Below are 18057 nucleotides of genomic sequence, written 5' to 3'. Positions count from 1 at the left end.
TTCGTCCTGAGCCAGGATCAAACTCTCATAAAAAAGTTTGCCTGTTATTTAATAAATGTTACTCAAGGTATTTCACACTGTTTAGTTGTCTAGGTTCATTTTCGTCAATCTCCCGAAGGGGTTGACTTTTATAATGTATCATATTTTCGATGCTGTGTCAAGATGTTTTTTTGTTCATTTTATAGAATTTTGTGCTTAAGTTCATGCTTCGCTCTTGACAGCTATTTTAATATATCAGCTTTATTGATTTTTGTCAATGGTTTTTTTGAATAAATTTTATTTCACTTTATGTAATAACTCTGTTAAAATGGATACATAGTTAAATATAATAGAAAGAGGTGTTTGTAAATTGGATTTTAGACAACTTGAAACCTTTATAGAGGTAGCTAATTTGAAAAGTTTTTCACGCGCTGCTGAAAAGCTATATATAACTCAACCTACTGTTACTAATCATATTCAAAATTTAGAAAAAGAATTAGGTACTCTTTTAATTAATCGTTCCGGCAAGAACATATCTTTAACCGAAGCTGGTAGTTTACTGTACAAGTACGCTATCAATATAATAAATTCTTGTGAAATGGCAAAGTTTGATCTAGCAGCTTACAAAGGTCGTATCCAAGGTCATATCAATATTTATTCTAGTTCAGTTCCTAGAAAACATATATTACCTCAAATAATGGAACGTTTTCTACATGAATATCCAGATGTGACTTTTACTCTATCAGACGAAGATTCTAAAAGAGTTGTACATTCCATAATCGATGGTGACACAGATTTTGGTATCGTAGGGGCTAAGTATCCATACAATAGCCTTGACTATATTGAATTGATAGAGGACAAGTTGCTTGTAATTACTCCAAACAATTCCCAATATAATGCCCCTAATTACTCCTACTTAAATATAAATCAAATATACGGGGAAAAAATTCTATTAAGAGAGGAAGGATCCGGTACGCGAAGTCTATTAGAAAATGAATTGGGTAGCATGAATATTGATATAGGGGATTTAGACATAGTAGCCTATATTGAGGATTCTGAAACAATAAAAGAACTTGTTCATTTAGGAGTAGGTATAAGTTTTTTATCGGAAAAATCAGTGGTTGATGATATTAAACTTGATAAATATAAAGTTTATTATTTAGATGGTATTGATTTAAGCCGAAGGTTCTATTTTGTTTACCATAATAAAAGACAGCTTTCACCCTTAAACGAAACCTTTAAAAATTTCGTATTAGATTACATTAAAAATTTCAACATAAAATCTTCTAAATGAAACATTATTAATTGCCCTTCGTTGAAGTGTGCTTAATATAAAACCAGGAAAGAAAAATTCTCCCTGGTTTTTTATATGGAGTTAATATCTCCATCTATATCTTTTTGATGTTGTTTTTAAACGCAAAAATTGCAGCTTGTATTCTATCATTTACTTCTATCTTTTTAAAAATACTAGAAACGTGATTCTTGACAGTTTTTTCGCTTATGTAAAGTTTTTCAGCTATATCCTTATTGTTTAAACCTTCAGCAATTAATGTCAATACTTCATACTCTCTCTTAGTCAAAGATTCTATCTTTTGAAAATCTTTATTTTTCTCCTTATTAGCATTATTGATATCATTGAGTAATAAGGAAGCAATGCTAGGCTGTATATAGGTTTTGCCTTCATTTACATCTCTTATAGCTTTAATCAGACTATCTGCATCCGAGTCCTTTAATACATATCCATTAGCTCCAATCTTAAGAGTTTCACGGAGATATTCTCTGTCTTCATGAATTGTTAACATGATAACATTGGATTTCACCCCTAAATCCTTGAATCTCCTCAATACATCTATACCATTCATCTTTGGCATATTAATATCTAAAAGTATTACATCTGGACTGTATTTTATTGCTCTCTCAATAGCTTCTTCTCCATCTACAGCTTGAGCTATTACATCAATGTCCGTTTCAAGCTCTAAAATTTGTTTTATTCCCTCGCTCATTAGTACATGATCATCAGCTATCATTACAGTTATGTTCTTATTTGACATGCAACTGTTCCTCCTTAATAATTGGTATATAAATGTTCAATTTCGTCCCTGTGCCTGGTGAAGTTTTTATTTGCAACTTCCCATCTAGTAATTCTACCCTCTCCCTGATATTCATTAATCCAAAACCACCAGTTGTAGTACTATGAAGCTTGTCAACCTCTTGTATATTAAAACCTATACCATTATCCATAATAGATAGGTTTACTCTCTCTCTAGTAAACTCAATAATGACCTTTGCATTAGTTGCTTTAGAATGCTTATTTATGTTGTTTAAAGATTCCTGTATAATCCTAAATATGGCTATCTCAATTGCAGGTTCTAGTTTATATTCAGATCCCATTATATCTAAATTAGTTTCAATTTGCGTATCCACTGAAAAATCATAAATATATTTTTCCAAAGTTGGAATTAATCCTAGATCATCTAAGGACATAGGTCGTAAGTCAAATATTATTTCTCTTATATCTTTCAATGTATCTTTTACAACTGCCTTTAAGTTTTGCAACTCCTTTTTTGACCTTTTCTGATCGATATCCATCAATCTCTCGCAAAGCTCTGTTTTTACTATTATATTTGCCATAGATTGAGCTGGACCATCATGTATATCCCTGGCTAATCTCTGCCTTTCTTCTTCTTGAGCTTCAATTATTTTAATCCCTAAATACTGGCGTTTGTTTAAATCATCCACCGTCAACAGTATTTCATCCATATTGCCTTTTAGATATTCAGTAGCTACACTTACAGATTTACCTACGTTTTTAGATTTTTCATATACTTCTATCGCAGATTTTAGCCTAAGCTCTATTTCACCCCGTTTTTCTATAAGGGACTTTTCCTCTTCCCTTTTTAGAAGTAATTTTATTCTCAAATCATTAGCTTTGTCATAGGCATTTTTTATGTCTCTTTCATTATAAAAATTAAAATTCTTACTTACTGTTGACAAATACATCCTGCTTTTCTTTTCTTCTACCTCTAATAAGTCCACCTCCCTTATCACCTTGTCTACAACCTTCTTGATTTCCTCCAGTTCCTCCTCTAGTTTAATATACTCCTTTCGAGCATGCTCGACAATATCTAGGATCTCCTCCCTACTATTTTCGATTGCATATATGGTTTCTTCTAATATTTCATTTATTCTATCCACATGACTAGGTTTCTTGTTCATAATACACACCTCTATTATTATAGTTCCATAGTTTGTATCTCATCTTTTTCTTCATTGCTTAATACTTCCTGTAGGTCTAATAAGATTAGCAATCTATTATCGTCAATTTTCCCAACACCAATAATATACCTTCTATCTATTCCAGAGATTATATCGGGAGCTTGGTCTATTTGTTCTTCATCAAGCCTTATAGTTTGAGAAGCTTCGTCTACTATAAATCCTACTTCCTTTTTATCTAGAGTTATTACTATTATTCTAGTATCCTTAGTGTTCTCCTCTAAACCTATTTCAAATCTTTCTCTTAAGTTTATTACGGGAATTACGTTCCCCCTATAATTAATAATCCCCTCGATGAAGCTAGGAGTATTAGGTACATGTACAGATTTTTGATAAGGTATAATTTCCTTTACGTTCATGATATCTATACCAAACTCTTCCTGGGCAAGTTTGAATACAACATATTGATTTTCACTCATAACTATCCTCCCCTTCTACTGATTACTATCATTATTCTACATAAATAGTGTTTGTCCTTCTTTTATTATACACTATTTTATGAATTGTCACTAAGCCGCCTTTCAATACTGTCTTTTAAATGATTTCCAATATAATTATTTGCCTTCTCAATATTTTTAATATACTTAGATAAGTTACCATTAAATTCTATATTCCTACCGAACAAAATCAGCTCTAAGGATCTTCTGACTTGATTAATAATAAACCTTTCATCTTCTACTATTCCATATTCTATATAATCCACTACTATAAGACTTAAAGCTTCAATTACCTTTTCCTTTGGAAAGTCTTTGTTTGTTAGCTTACTAAAATCCATCAACTCTTCCATATAGTATTCTTCTTTATCCCTAGCATTTTTTAACATGTTTTTTGTATAACCAATGATACAATTATCCCCTAAACATTTGCCACAACTACCTTCTCCTAAGCAAATTTCATCTACTGCTTTATTTAACATCTTAGTTTGTATATATAGACTAGCTGCTGCTTTCTTCATAGGAGAATAGCCTAGATACTCTCTTGTTAGCATCAATCTTTTAGACAACATTATTTGTATAGACAGTATTATCAACAGATAAGTACTTAGATAAAAGATATTTATAAACCTATCAGGGACCCAATTATATAGTTTCAGAGTTCCAAAAAACACAAACACTATAGAGGAAATTATCTTAATAAATACATCAGGTATTTTTTCTCCAAGTTTACTTCCTACAAAAATGCCTAAACCGCTGGTGCCAATCATGCCTAGGGTAGTACCTAATAATATAAATAATGGATGATTTCCCTCTGCAGATAAGGTCATTGCAGTAAGCTGAGTTTTATCCCCTAGTTCTCCAACAAAAAAAGCTAAAGCTACAGTAATAATTGGTCCAAAGGCTTTTTTTCCTTCATTATCCTCTAATTCCTCTTCCCTCAATGCTAGTAGTCCAAATATAACAAACATAAAACCTGCTATCATTTGAATCCAATCCATGGGTATTAACCTAGATAAATACCTACCTAATAATATTGCTATTCCATGATTAAGAAAAACCCCTAAAAAAACGCCTATTAATACTTCCTTTACTTTATATTGGGTTGCAAAAGTCATGGCTATTATCTGTGTTTTATCTCCCATTTCTGCTGCAAAAATTAAAAAAAATGCTTTAATAAACTCTTTTATCATGTTTATTTCCCCTTCCATTGTACTCTTTTATTAAAAAAGACTTTTAGTTTAATAGATATCTATTAAACTAAAAGTCTCGCTCCTCTTAAAGTCTATGAGTAAATAGGACCAGGTATTTCTACCAGCATGTTGACCCTATTTATAGTATTAAATACTATAGCTACTCCCTCTTAGTATATCAAGCACAATATAATTTTACAATATATTAGATTTATTATCAAAGACTATATGTCCATCCTTTATCACTTTGTCTGTGTGATTGACTCCAAAATGGTAGATGATATATTCTAAATTTGGCGCATCGAATATAACCATATCCGCCTTTTTACCAACCTCTATACTACCAATTTCCTCCTCTAGTTTTAAGGAAGCAGCTCCATTGATAGTAGCAGCAGTTATTACCTCTTCTGGAGTCAATCTCATAATTATTGATGCAAAACTCATAACTAGCTGCATATTTTCCGTAGGACAACTTCCCGGATTATAATCTGTAGATAGGGCTACAGGAACTCCTTCTTTAATCATCTTTTTAGCCTTGGCATACTTGCCTGATTGTAAATTAAATGATGTTGCAGGAAGGAGATTAGCTATAACTCCTTTCTCTGCCATCATTTTGATGCCTTTATCACTTGCTGCAACCAGATGATCCGCAGAAATACATCCTATTTCCGCAGCTAGCTCTGCTCCTCCTAAGGATTCTATTTCATCTGCATGAACTTTAGGCAATAAGCCATGATTACGTCCAGCTTCTAAAATCTTTTTAGATTCCTCTACTGTAAACACTCCTTCTTCGCAGAAGACATCGCAAAACTTGGCTAATTCTCGTTTTTCTACTTCGGGTATCATCTTGTTTATTATTAAATCTATAAAATCATCGGAATTGTCCTTATATGCTGGTGGTATAGCATGGGCAGCCATAAAGGTAGATACTATATCTACAGGATGATCTTCGTCTAGTTTTTTCGCCACTTCTAATTGCTTAATCTCTGTGTCAAAGTCATCTAATCCATATCCGGATTTAGCTTCAACTGTTGTAACACCAAATTTCAACATTATATTCAAACTTTTCTTTGCCTTCTCATAAAGTTCATCAAAACTTGCTTTTCTTGTGGCATTTACAGTACTATGAATGCCACCCCCAGCTTCTAATATTTCCAAATATTTAGCTCCTTTTAATTTCATAGCCAGTTCATGTTCCCTGGAACCGCCATGGACTAAGTGGGTATGAGAATCTACTAAACCAGGAGTAACGGTTTTACCTTTTCCATCTAAAATAATAGTACTTTTATGGATTTTAATATCTTCTGGTAGCTCTCCTTCTCCTACATAGATTATTGTATCATCTTTAACAGCTATTATTCCATTGTTGATCATTCCTATTTCCTGCATTTCTTCCTTTGTTCTTGGCTTATTTGGCCCTTTTACGGTTACTAAATTATCTATATTTTTTATTATTAAATCCGCTCTCATTATATCACCCTATTCAAACATTCTTTTTTCAAGAATTTGACTAGAATTAAAATCCTCTAATTTTAGGTAGTAATCTGCTACATCTACAAGAGCTTGCACAGGAACCAGGCCTATTATTTCGCTACCTATAACATTAACTCCATATCTATTAGCTTCTCTTTCTATAGTATCAAATACTCTAAACAAAGATGACTTTGTGTAATCTACCATATTCATGGATACCTGTACAATATTTCTTTCTTTTATTTCTATGCCCAATGCTTTACAGTATTTATATCCGCCACCACTTGCCCTTACAACTTTGGCTATTTTTTTTGCTACATTTATATCATCTGTATCTAGATTTACATTGAAGGCAACTAAAGGCATCCTAGCTCCTACAGCTGTTACCCCTGCCTTTATATTTATGGTACTAGGCCCAAAATCCGGTTGCCATTCATCTTTCTTTAATTTTTCTGCCATACCCTCGTATTGACCTCTCCTCACATCAGCTAGGTTCTCTCTATTAGGGGATGTGGCAGATTTCTCATATAGATATACCGGTATGTCTAATTCTTCTCCTATCCTCTTCCCTAATCTATTTGAATACTCTATACATTCTTCCATAGTGACATCGGATATTGGAATGATAGGAATTACATCGGTAGCACCCATTCTAGGATGTTCCCCTTTATGGGTAGCCATGTCTATCAATTTTGCTGCTGTTTTAGATGCATTAAATGCTGCCTCAATAACCTTTTCTGGTTCCCCAATAAATGTAACTACCGTACGGTTGTGATCTTTGTCCATAGAATAATCCAATAGTTTTACTTCATCTACAATCCTTATCTCATCCACTATTTTTTCGATTATTCTTTTATCCCTTCCCTCACTAAAGTTAGGAACACACTGTATTATTCTAGCCATTAAGCAATCCTCCTATTCTTTTACTTTCCGGTACTTTTTTCATACTCCTCATCTACCAGTTTTTTTATCAAATCATCATCAGCTATATAGGGTATTGTTATATGATCTGTATCCTTATGTTTTTCATTATACTCTATACAGGTTTCAATGGAGTTTTCATTCCTTGCCCAAGCTCTTCGTGCTACGCCGCCCATAACATCCCAAGGCATTGCAGTTTTCAGTATATTGTCTACCCTTTCGCTGCCATCTAACACCATACCAAAGCCACCATTTATTGAGTTTCCTATTCCTACACCACCACCATTGTGTAATGCTACAAGGCTCATACCCCTCGCTGCATTTCCAGCAAAACACTGAGTAGCCATATCTGCCATAACATTACTACCATCCTTAATGTTAGATGTTTCCCTAAAGGGTGAATCGGTACCTCCCGTATCATGATGATCCCTTCCTAACATTACAGGCCCTATTTCTCCTTTTCTCACCATTTCATTGAACTTAAGGGCTATTTCCAATCTTCCTAAGGCATCTTGATATAAAATTCTAGCTTGGGTTCCCACTACTAGTTGGTTTTTTTCTGCGTCCCTTATCCAGATATAGTTATCCCTGTCTTGTCCTCTTCTATTTGGATTGATACATTCCATTGCAGCTTTATCAGTCTTTATTAGATCTTCATGCTTGCCACTTAAGCATACCCATCTAAAGGGTCCATATCCATAATCAAATAACATTGGTCCCATTATGTCTTCTACATAGGATGGGAAAATAAAGCCTTCTGTTTCATCTATTCCATTTTTGGATATTTCCATTACACCAGCGTCAAATACCGCCTTCATAAAGCTATTTCCATAGTCAAAGAAATAAGTCCCCCTGTTTACCAATTCTTTTATCAATTCAAAATGATGTTTTAAGGATTTGTCAACTAATTTTACGAATTTCTTTTTATCTTCTGCTAGTATCCTAGTCCTTTCTTCAAAAGTTAGACCCTGTGGACAATAGCCCCCATCATAAGGTACATGACAAGAGGTTTGATCTGATAAAAGCTCTATGTGTATATGGTTTTCTACTGCATACTCTAATAGATCCACTATGTTCCCATGATAAGCAATGGCAACAGCTTCACCTTTTTGTTTGTATTCATTGGCAGTATCAAATACTTTCTCTAAATCGTTAAAAGATAAATCAATCCAGCCTTGATCTAACCTTGTTTTAATTCTTGAATAATCCACCTCTGCTATTATTCCAACTCCATTAGCTATTTTTGTAGCCTTGCCCTGGGCACCACTCATGCCACCTAAACCAGAGCTTACAAATAGATGTCCTTTTAAGTCTCCATCATCCTTTATACCCAACTTCATTCTACCAGCATTTAATATGGTATTGTAGGTTCCATGTACTATTCCCTGTGGTCCTATATACATCCATCCTCCAGCAGTCATCTGACCGTAGTTGGCTACACCCATAGCTTGCGCTTTATTCCAATGTTCTCCATCATCAAACATCCCTACCATCAAAGCATTTGTTATGATAACCCTAGGGCTATTAGGAGTAGATTTGAAGAGTCCTACAGGATGACCAGAGGCAACTACCAAAGTCTGTTCTTCCGTTAATATCTCAAGATACTTCTTTATTAGCCTATATTGCATCCAGTTTTGGCATACTTGTCCTGTTTCCCCATAGGTTACTAGCTCATAAGGGTATAAAGCCACGTCGAAATCTAGATTATTATCTATCATTACCTGAAATGCCTTTCCTTCAATACAATTTCCCTTATACTCATGGATAGATTTACCTTTTATTGGTCCCTCTGGCCTATACCTATAGCCATAAATTCTACCTCTGGTTAACAATTCATTTAAGAATTCTGGAGCCAATGTTTCATGAAGTTCCTCTGGCACATATCTTAGAGCGTTTTTTAGTGCAATTTCCGTCTCCCTTTTAGTAAGGGTAAACTCCCTTTTTGGAGCCCTTCTGATACCCTCTTGAAATTTGGGTTCAGGAGGCAATTCGTTTCCCAGTTTAATGGTCATCGCTTTATTGATATGATCATTTCTTAACATTTAAAATTCCTCCTTTTATAATAATTTACCAATTTCTTGCTCTACTTCTTCTAATATAGCATTGGATTTAACGATATCTTCACAAGTATTTATCTCTTTGTACATTATCCTATCTTCATCTATAGGGGAAATCTTATTCCTGACTATATTATAAGCTATTTCTGTACCCTTTCCTAATTCTTTCTTACCCCGTAGGTCTATAGCTTGACAAGCTGCTAATAGCTCCATAGCTAAAACCTTTGTTGAATTCTCCAATATACTCCTTGCCTTCCTTGCAGCAATAGTACCCATGGAAACATGATCTTCTTGATTTGCAGAAGAAGGTATAGAGTCTACACTGGCAGGATGAGCCAGTACCTTGTTTTCTGATACCAATGATGCCGCTGAGTATTGAACTATCATGAATCCTGAATTTAGGCCACCATTACTAGATAAAAATGCTGGTAATCCACTTAACGCTGGATTTACAAGCCTTTCTAATCTCCTTTCCGATACATTGGCTAATTCAGACAGAGCAATTCCTAAAAAGTCAAAGCTAAGGGCCATAGGTTGACCATGAAAATTACCACCAGATATAACTTCCTCGGTTTCATCAAATATCAATGGATTATCTGTAGCAGAGTTGATTTCAATATCGATCTTGTCTTTTACATATTCTATTGCATCCTTGCTGCCACCATGGATTTGTGGAATGCATCTTAATGAATAAGCATCTTGAACTCTTATTTCACCTTGTCTAGTAGTCATATTGCTATCTTCTAGCAATTTAAGTAGATTAACAGAGGTATTTAATTGCCCTTTATGGCCTCTTACAGAGTGAACCTTTTTATCATAAGCATCTACTATTCCGTTTAGCGCTTCTACAGTTAATGCTGCTATTATATCAGCAGTTTTGCTTAAATTCATAGCATCATATAGGGTTAAAGCTCCAATGGATGTCATCACCTGGGTGCCGTTTATCAAAGCTAATCCTTCCTTTGAGGTCAATTCAACTATGGGAATTTGGGCTTTTTTCATTGCTTCAATTCCTGTTAGTAACTCTCCTTTATAATAAGCTTTTCCTTCCCCTAACATTACCAAAACCATATGGGACAAAGGAGCTAAGTCACCACTGGCTCCTAAAGAGCCTTTTTCGGGGATTAAAGGGTGTACCCCTTTGTTTAACATATCTATTAGTGTGTTTAAAGTAGACAGTCTAATACCAGAATATCCCTTAGCTAGCGCATTAGCCCTAAGAAGCATAATTCCTCTTACAACTTCTTCGTCTAGCGGTTGGCCTACACCACAAGCATGACTAATAATTAGATTCCTCTGCAAAGTTTTAGTCTGCTCCTTTGATATGTGTACGTCACTAAACTTTCCAAAGCCCGTGGTTATCCCATATACTACTTTTTCGTCTTTTACAAATCTATCAACTATCTGTCTAGATTTCTCAACTTTTTTTACTGCCTGTTCTGTTAGCTCAACAGTATAATTATTCCTTATTACATTGACAAAGTCCTCTAAGGTTAGACTATTTCCGTCTATTAATACCTTGTTCATATCTGTTACCTCCTAAGAATTATTGTTGTATTGATTTCACACATTATCTAAATAAAGTGTATAAAAAAGCCACAGATGCTATCTGTGGTCATTCTTCAATCTATAGGATTTTACTGGAGTATATATTCTCTTACCCATGATCTCCTCACTTCTCATAAGAACTAATTTATCTAGCAAAAAATCATAGTCAAGATTTTTATCTGCTAGCTGTTGAATTTGGATAAAGGGCTTATCTAGTACCACCCTCCTGCCCAAGGTAATGTGGGGCTTAAAAGGTCTTCTTTCCTTTCTAAATCCTAAAGGTTCCATATCATCTTCTATTATATCATATATTTTGTTTAATCTATCAACATCTCCTTCTATTCCTAACCAAATTACGCCGTATTCACCTTTTCTTTTGTTAAAAAATCCTAGATCATCTAATTTTAGGGATATAGCAGAGTAACTGGAAGAAACAACTTCAAGAAGATTCCCTATGGATTCAACTTGAGACTCATCTATTTCACCTAGAAACTTTAAAGTCAAATGAAAGTTTTCTTTCTTTACCCAGCTTCCCCTTGAAGCATTAGCCTTTACTAGACTTCCTATATCATATAGTTTTCTTTTTAAATTTTCATCAAAATCTAAAGCCACAAAAACTCTCATGTAAACACCACCACTTTAGTTAGATACAAATAATACTAAATGCCCTTACAACTTTCTCTTTCAATCATCTGAATTGGTAAAAGAGTGTTATTTTCCTCTATTTTTTCACCTTCTAATTCCTTGATGATTCTTCTAATGGCAACTGCACCTATATCATAATAGGGTTCCTTAATGGTAGTAAGGCCTGGTCTATATACGGAAGCAATTTTAGTATCTCCGTACCCACATATGGATATGTCTTCTGGAACTTTTATATTGTTATCATAACAATAGTTGATAAGACCTATAGCTATTTCATCCTGACAGCAAAATGTTGCTGTTACACCTTTTTGTTCCATCAGTCTTCTTAAAGTATCTCCTACATTATATCCATCTTCTATGGTACAATCTTCTGTTGATAGTATTAACTCATCTTTTCCCGACTCTCTCATAGCATTCTTATATCCTTTTATCTTATATTCTTCTACTGATCCTGATTGATCTTCGTTGGATGTTATATATAGTATATTTTGATGACCTAGTTCCAATAGATACCTTGTCATCATAGTACCTGCTTCATAATTATCAATTGATACAGAGGGTAAATTTAAAATCCTGTAGAATTTGTTTAGATATACAAAAGGTATATTAAAACCTTCTATCTGAGCTATCACCTCTTTATTGATAGTTTCAGATATTAATATGATTCCCTCAACTTGTTTACTTCTTAATAGCTCTGCAAATTTCATTTCTGTTTTTGGGCTTCCGTAGCTACTAGATAAAAGAATATCGTAGTTGTACATTCGTCCCACTTCTTCTATTCCACGTATCATCTGTGCTATATAAGAGTTTCCAATATCCGTCACTATTACTCCTATTAGATTTGATTTCTTAGTAACTAGACTCCTTGCAACCTGATTAGGCTTATATCCAAGTTCGTCTATAGCATCTATTACCTTTCTTCGTACTTCTGGACTGACGGGCTTAGAATTGTTTATTACTCTAGATACTGTAGATATAGATACTCCAGCCAGCTTTGCTACATCCTTTATCGTTGCTGACATAATAATCCACCTCTTCTAATATTTATTACGATAGTTAATTCATATTACTTGATTATATCATATTATTGGAATTATATATAGTTCTTTAATCTATATCATAGCTGAAACAATACCACACAATGCTTTAGCCATATTATAATAATTGTAGTCAAACTCCTTTTCCCTTAATGGCACTGAAATATAAACTATCCCCTTGATCTCCCCTTCAAATTCTATAGGTAAAACAATAACCGATTGCCAATTAGGAGTTTCTAATACTAAATCCGTATCATATATACTATCCCAATCTATTAAAAATTCACCTTTCCTGTTGGCAATAACCCTTTCTACTATAATCTGATTTATTATAGGTTGACATACCCATTCTTGATTTAGTCTAGAACGGGAATAAATGTTCTTTTGTTTATTGTTTTCATCTAGTTCTATTAAAGTAGCAAACTCCCCTTCCACAGTTTCTATTAGTCTACCTAAAAATTCGAATATCTTATCATCTCTTTTCATATTGCCTTTAGTTAGATCTATAACATCTAATAATGCTAATATATTTCTTTGGTCTTGATTAATATTTCCAGACAATATACCTGCCAATCTATCTACTCTGTTCAAAGTGTTGTCTAAATGTGTACCCCAAACTTTAACTCTGTTTCTGCCTTTTTCTTTTGCACTGTATAATGCTTGATCAGCCTTTTCTATTAATTCCTCTTTGAATTGGCTATGCTTTGGAAATTGAGATATCCCAATACTTACGGTGATAGAGTCCTCTACGCCAGGAATCCTAATGCTCTGGATATTAGTTCTGATCTTTTCTCCAATATTTACAGCTTCTTTCCGGTTGACATTTCTAAGGATTACTATAAACTCTTCTCCTCCATACCTAGCTACTACATCCGTCTTTCTAACGCCTTTCATGAGACATTGCCCCATCTTATTTAAAACTTCATCCCCTTTTCTATGACCATAAGTGTCGTTAATGTTTTTAAACCTATCTATATCCAACATAAGCAAGGCAAAAGTTTCATCATTTCGTCTAGCTTCATCAAATATTCTATTAAATTCAGATTCAAAATATTTCCTAGTGTAGGTACCAGTCAATTTATCGATGGTTGATAATATTTTCAATTTATAGTTTTCTATGTTTATATATAGTACTTGAGATAATGAGTTGGCTAATTTATATCTTTTATTATCGAATCGATTAAATACTCTACCGGTTTCTAAATATATGTACCCTTCAATCCTTTGACTACTAAACCCTTGTTTTTGTCGCCGCTCTCGTTCTAAAAAAGTATTTTCCCCTTTAATTGCCATAATTGGGATGCAAATTAATGCTCTAGTATCTCTAGGGAGAAACTCCCTATATAGTCCCACGATATTAGGCTGCAGATTGTTATTGATTAATATTCCTCTTTCATATCTATTTGCAAGGGATAATAAATTTTCATTAGGCAACCAGTTCAAATTATCGTCTAAGCTAGCAGTAGGCAAATATTTTCTCTTTTCCTCATCGTAAATCAATATATATCCCTTTTGTGCTAAGGTCTCCTTTGCTAGATACTTAAGTATAATATTTATATTATACTCATAATCCGATGTCAATTTTGACATCATGGTTTCTATATTGGCAATATCCCCAATTTCATCAGAAGGATAGCTTAGTTCCGTAATCCTTCTAAAGTCATCTTCATCTATCAAACTAATTAGGGACCTATAGTCAAAATATCCTTCAATATTCTTCTCTAAAACTATATCATCCAGATAAACACAATCTACTTCTACACCTAAGTTTCTATTGATTGTTTCAGCTATTTTACGTTTAATATCGTCCCCCATATGTTTTTTAATATAGCTCATCTGAAGATCTTTATCTGGGATATTCTTGATTAACCTATATATTAGATCTAAAGCTTCTAATAGATAGTTTATTGCTTGATAAGGTTTGTTATCTTTAGAAAATTTAAACCCTAAAAGGATGTTTGCATACATATCTATGTGGGCCAAATGGTGTTTTTTCATATTCTCCTGTACTTTTATTAAATTTTCAAAGCTGTACTCATCATAGCCCATACCATATAATAATATCTTGTTCTTATAATCTAACATAGGAGCTGAGTACTTTTCCTTAAGTTCAATATCCTCCTCTAGAATGTCCAATAAAAATTCATAGTCAGCTTCTAAATAAGGGATAATAGCCATATTAATTAAAGCATCCCTTCTATCATAATTCAATTTTCTATCCTTTAATTCTGATCTTAACTCCTCAATAGAATCCTTATCATATATTCCATCCATAAAGTACCGAATTAAAATAATCCTAGCCTTTGACACTAATAGTTCTACAGTATTAAAATCCTTATAAGCTCTAATAGATTTATTGGTATACTCTAGGGCTTTATCCCATTTTCCAAAGATATAATAAAATTCACCTAAAAAATTATAGTAATAACTGGTTACTTCATAACTAAACCCTTTGTTACTGGAATATTTCTCATTTAACACTGTATAATAATTATAGCTTTGCTCATAGTCTCCAATATATAAATGTATTAAACCTAAATTTATATTAGTCAAAAACTCTACATTGGCATCTTCTACTTCAATGGCTGTCGTCCTAGCTTCTTCTATATACTTTTTTGCCTTTTCATAATCATGGATCATTACATAAATAGATCCTATATTATTCAAAAAAAACAGCTTTGCATTTAGAACTCCATATCTTTCAACTATATTCAATCCCTCTTCATAATACTCCATGGCCTTTGATATTTCACCGTGTTGGGAATATATATTAGCTATATTATTCATAGGTTTAGTTGAGTCTATAAAATCTTCCGTCTGCTTAAAACATTCAATGCTCTTCTCATAATTAATAATCGCCTTATCCAAATTTCCTATATAGTACTCGCTTAGTCCCATAAGATTAAATATATTTCCTAAATGTTTATCCAATCCATTGTTAAGACTTGTTTCCAGCAGCTCCCTCATATTACTTTTTACTTCATCAAATTTACCGCTGTCTAATAGTATTTTATTATATAGTATGGAGGATTGGACTAGTTTATCCACACAATTATGTTTCTTAGATAGTTCCATAGTTGCTTCAGCTTCTTTTAATGCTAAATCTGTATAGTTTCTCTTTAGATGTATATCTCCTATTCCAATTCTTGCAGCAATAGACTGTTCAAGCTTTCCTAATCTCTGTCCATATTCAAATAATTCCTTATAAATGGTTAATGCCTTATCATTTTGTCCCCTAATGGAATAGACTTTTCCAAGATTCTCTAAAATTATTAACTTGTATTCAGAATCCTGTCCCTTTGCTATTTCATAGGCCTCTTCCCATAGAATCGTAGATTGAGAACTATAGACACCAAGCCTCTCAGCCTCCTTAACTATATATTCTAAGGCTTTTCCCTTCTGGTTTGAAGACATCAAATGATAGGCCAGCTCATCTAATATTGGACTAAGATCACTAGAATAGCTATCTTCTAATAGCTTAGCTACTTTGCTATGAAGACGCATCCTTTCTTCTTGTGGGATCTGATGATAGATGAGACGCTTTAGTTGAACATTTATTATACTATAACTATAACCCCAATCGGCAACTCTTTCATCTAGCAATCTCATTGTAACAAGTTCTTTTAGGTTGTTGTTTATTTCATCCCTATTCATATCCAACGTACTTAGCAAAGTATTCTTTGAGATGGAACTATTGTATATGGATATGATTTCTAGAATTTCTCGGTGCTCCCTTTTCATACGATGAATTTGGCTATTCAATACTTCATCCATACTTGATGGAAAGTAAATATCTGAATACTTCTGAGTTTTTATTTCCCAATAGCCTTCTGAGCTCAAATATAGCTCCTCCGTTGCATACATGTCCTTCATCATATACTCAATATATCTTGGATTTCCTTGACTTTCTTTTAGCATAACTGCGGAAAATTTCAAGGGTTTATAGCTTATTCCCAATATATATTGAATAAACTCACCTATCTCCGACAGACCCAAATTGGTAATTCTTATTTTTTCTACCTCTTGCTGATTGTTCCATCTATTGATAATATCCTCTTCAATAGAATTATCAGGGATCTTGTTTTCATTAAAGGCCAATATCAGCACTATACTACCCTTGTTTAATGACTTGAAGATAAAGTCCAATAAAAATAAAAACTGAAGATCGCAATTATCTACATCATCTATGATTAGGTAGATGGGTTTGTCTTTAGAAAATTCCTCTAAGTAGCTAGTTATCCTATCAAATAATCTTAATCTTTCCCTGTCCTCTCCTATAGTAGGATAGGATTCTATATCTAGCATATATTTTAATTCTGGTAGGATCCTAGCCAGTTCCCTGCCATATTTACTCATTATGTGACTAGGTGTATCTTTGACGGTTTGACGCAATATATTTTCTATAGGCTTCAATGCCATATTGTCATTTTCAATAATCTCTGTCTGATAAACATCCCTACCTTTCATCCTCAATATATAATTAATTTCCTTTAAAAATCTAGTTTTACCTAATCCAGTATCACCTTTTACCAATACCAATTTATTATTATATTTATTGTTAAAAATGTTCTCATCAATAGAAAGAATAGTATCTATTTCCCTTTCCCTTCCAACTATTTTAGTTTGGAAATTTAATATACCTCTTTCTTTAACCAGATCATATCTATAGTTCATATGAAATATCTTATTGATATCTTGGATAATGTCCCTTAGAGAACAGTTTCTAGTTGCTGGATTTTTTCTAGTTAAATTGATTATAGTATTGTCTAAAAATTTTAATTGTCCATCATCTAGATGGAAATGGTCTTTATATTTAATCTGGCTGTCGTCAAAACTATAGAAATTCTCCGCAAAAAGATATATGAACATCATTCCTAGAGAATATTTGTCTGCATTTATATCAACTGTATCTTCGTGCTCCAATAGTACTTCCGGAGCTATAAAATATCTGGTTAAATCGTCATAGTGTTTATTAATAGTTCTTTCATATATAGTTGCTAAATCCATTATCTTGATACTCATATCTTCCAATAAAAATATATTTGAAGGACTTAAATATTTATACACTAATCCTCTATGGTGTATAAAATCTAAAACAGTACATATCTGTAGTATTATATTTAATCTATCCTTTAAGCTTAATTCCATATTGATTTCATCAAGGCTTGGTGCTTCCGTATACTCCATCGTTGAGTAATATTGTTTAATGTTTACCTTTTTCCTATCTATGGTTTTTATTATATTGAATTGGCCACTAGCTAATAAGAACTTATGCTCTATCATAGATAAGGTTATAAAATTTTCGGTAAAATAGGAGATAACATTCCCTTGTTTTTCACTATTATAAAGCTTCATGAGTAACTCCTTATCATTATCCCAAAAATCCGTCACTTTATAAATACTACCATATAGGGAGTCTTCTAAAACTTTATCAACCTTGTATCTATTGTCTATTAACTTCATAGCCATTCCCCTTTATTCCTTGAAATTGTTTGAT

At 33.2% G+C, this 18057-nt stretch carries 12 protein-coding genes; 1 reads left to right on the top strand and 11 read right to left on the bottom strand.

Annotation, left to right across the window (positions count from 1 at the left end; translation table 11 throughout):
• The first annotated feature begins 349 nt into the window (after positions 1 to 349).
• Entirely contained in the window at positions 350 to 1273 is a 924-nt protein-coding gene (locus C3E88_RS02030; protein WP_236908378.1) for a selenium metabolism-associated LysR family transcriptional regulator, read from the top strand.
• Between the two features lie 94 nt (positions 1274 to 1367).
• Here the strand turns inward: C3E88_RS02030 and C3E88_RS02025 are convergent, their stop codons facing one another.
• From C3E88_RS02025 to C3E88_RS01975, 11 genes are all read right to left on the bottom strand, one after another.
• Positions 1368 to 2030, bottom strand: coding sequence for a response regulator (locus C3E88_RS02025; protein ID WP_236908377.1), 663 nt, complete (start codon positions 2028 to 2030; stop codon positions 1368 to 1370).
• Positions 2020 to 3195 (bottom strand): sensor histidine kinase, encoded by a 1176-nt coding sequence (locus tag C3E88_RS02020; RefSeq protein ID WP_236908376.1) that lies wholly within the window; start codon positions 3193 to 3195, stop codon positions 2020 to 2022. Before C3E88_RS02020 ends, C3E88_RS02025 begins: the two co-directional genes overlap by 11 nt.
• A 17-nt stretch (positions 3196 to 3212) precedes the next feature.
• Entirely contained in the window at positions 3213 to 3671 is a 459-nt protein-coding gene (locus C3E88_RS02015; RefSeq protein ID WP_236908375.1) for a chemotaxis protein CheW, read from the bottom strand.
• A gap of 77 nt (positions 3672 to 3748) precedes the next feature.
• The gene (locus C3E88_RS02010) at positions 3749 to 4879 is read right to left on the bottom strand and encodes a TMEM165/GDT1 family protein (RefSeq protein ID WP_236908374.1); all 1131 of its coding nucleotides are present in this window, start codon (positions 4877 to 4879) and stop codon (positions 3749 to 3751) included.
• A gap of 195 nt (positions 4880 to 5074) precedes the next feature.
• Positions 5075 to 6349, bottom strand: a complete 1275-nt coding sequence (hutI, locus tag C3E88_RS02005) for an imidazolonepropionase (RefSeq protein ID WP_236908373.1) — start codon at positions 6347 to 6349, stop codon at positions 5075 to 5077.
• A 9-nt stretch (positions 6350 to 6358) separates the two neighbouring features.
• Positions 6359 to 7255, bottom strand: coding sequence for a glutamate formimidoyltransferase (gene ftcD / locus C3E88_RS02000; RefSeq protein ID WP_236908372.1), 897 nt, complete (start codon positions 7253 to 7255; stop codon positions 6359 to 6361).
• A 20-nt stretch (positions 7256 to 7275) separates the two neighbouring features.
• Positions 7276 to 9315 (bottom strand): urocanate hydratase, encoded by a 2040-nt coding sequence (locus C3E88_RS01995; protein WP_236908371.1) that lies wholly within the window; start codon positions 9313 to 9315, stop codon positions 7276 to 7278.
• 15 nt (positions 9316 to 9330) lie between these two features.
• Positions 9331 to 10857, bottom strand: a complete 1527-nt coding sequence (hutH, locus tag C3E88_RS01990; protein ID WP_236908370.1) for a histidine ammonia-lyase — start codon at positions 10855 to 10857, stop codon at positions 9331 to 9333.
• A gap of 78 nt (positions 10858 to 10935) precedes the next feature.
• Positions 10936 to 11502 carry an RNA 2',3'-cyclic phosphodiesterase gene (thpR, locus tag C3E88_RS01985; RefSeq protein ID WP_236908369.1) on the bottom strand — a complete coding sequence of 189 codons (567 nt, stop codon included), beginning with the start codon at positions 11500 to 11502 and terminating at the stop codon, positions 10936 to 10938.
• 35 nt (positions 11503 to 11537) lie between these two features.
• A complete protein-coding gene (locus C3E88_RS01980; RefSeq protein ID WP_236908368.1) occupies positions 11538 to 12545 on the bottom strand; it encodes a LacI family DNA-binding transcriptional regulator in 1008 nt (335 codons plus the stop codon).
• Between the two features lie 90 nt (positions 12546 to 12635).
• Positions 12636 to 18023, bottom strand: a complete 5388-nt coding sequence (locus C3E88_RS01975) for a diguanylate cyclase (RefSeq protein ID WP_236908367.1) — start codon at positions 18021 to 18023, stop codon at positions 12636 to 12638.
• Positions 18024 to 18057 lie beyond the last annotated feature (34 nt).

It is taken from the genome of Clostridium sp. Cult3 (genome assembly GCF_021655115.1).
GTDB lineage: Bacteria > Bacillota > Clostridia > Tissierellales > Tepidimicrobiaceae > PPXY01.
Note: the sequence above shows the minus strand (reverse complement) of the source record. Positions and strands in the feature narration are given on the sequence as shown.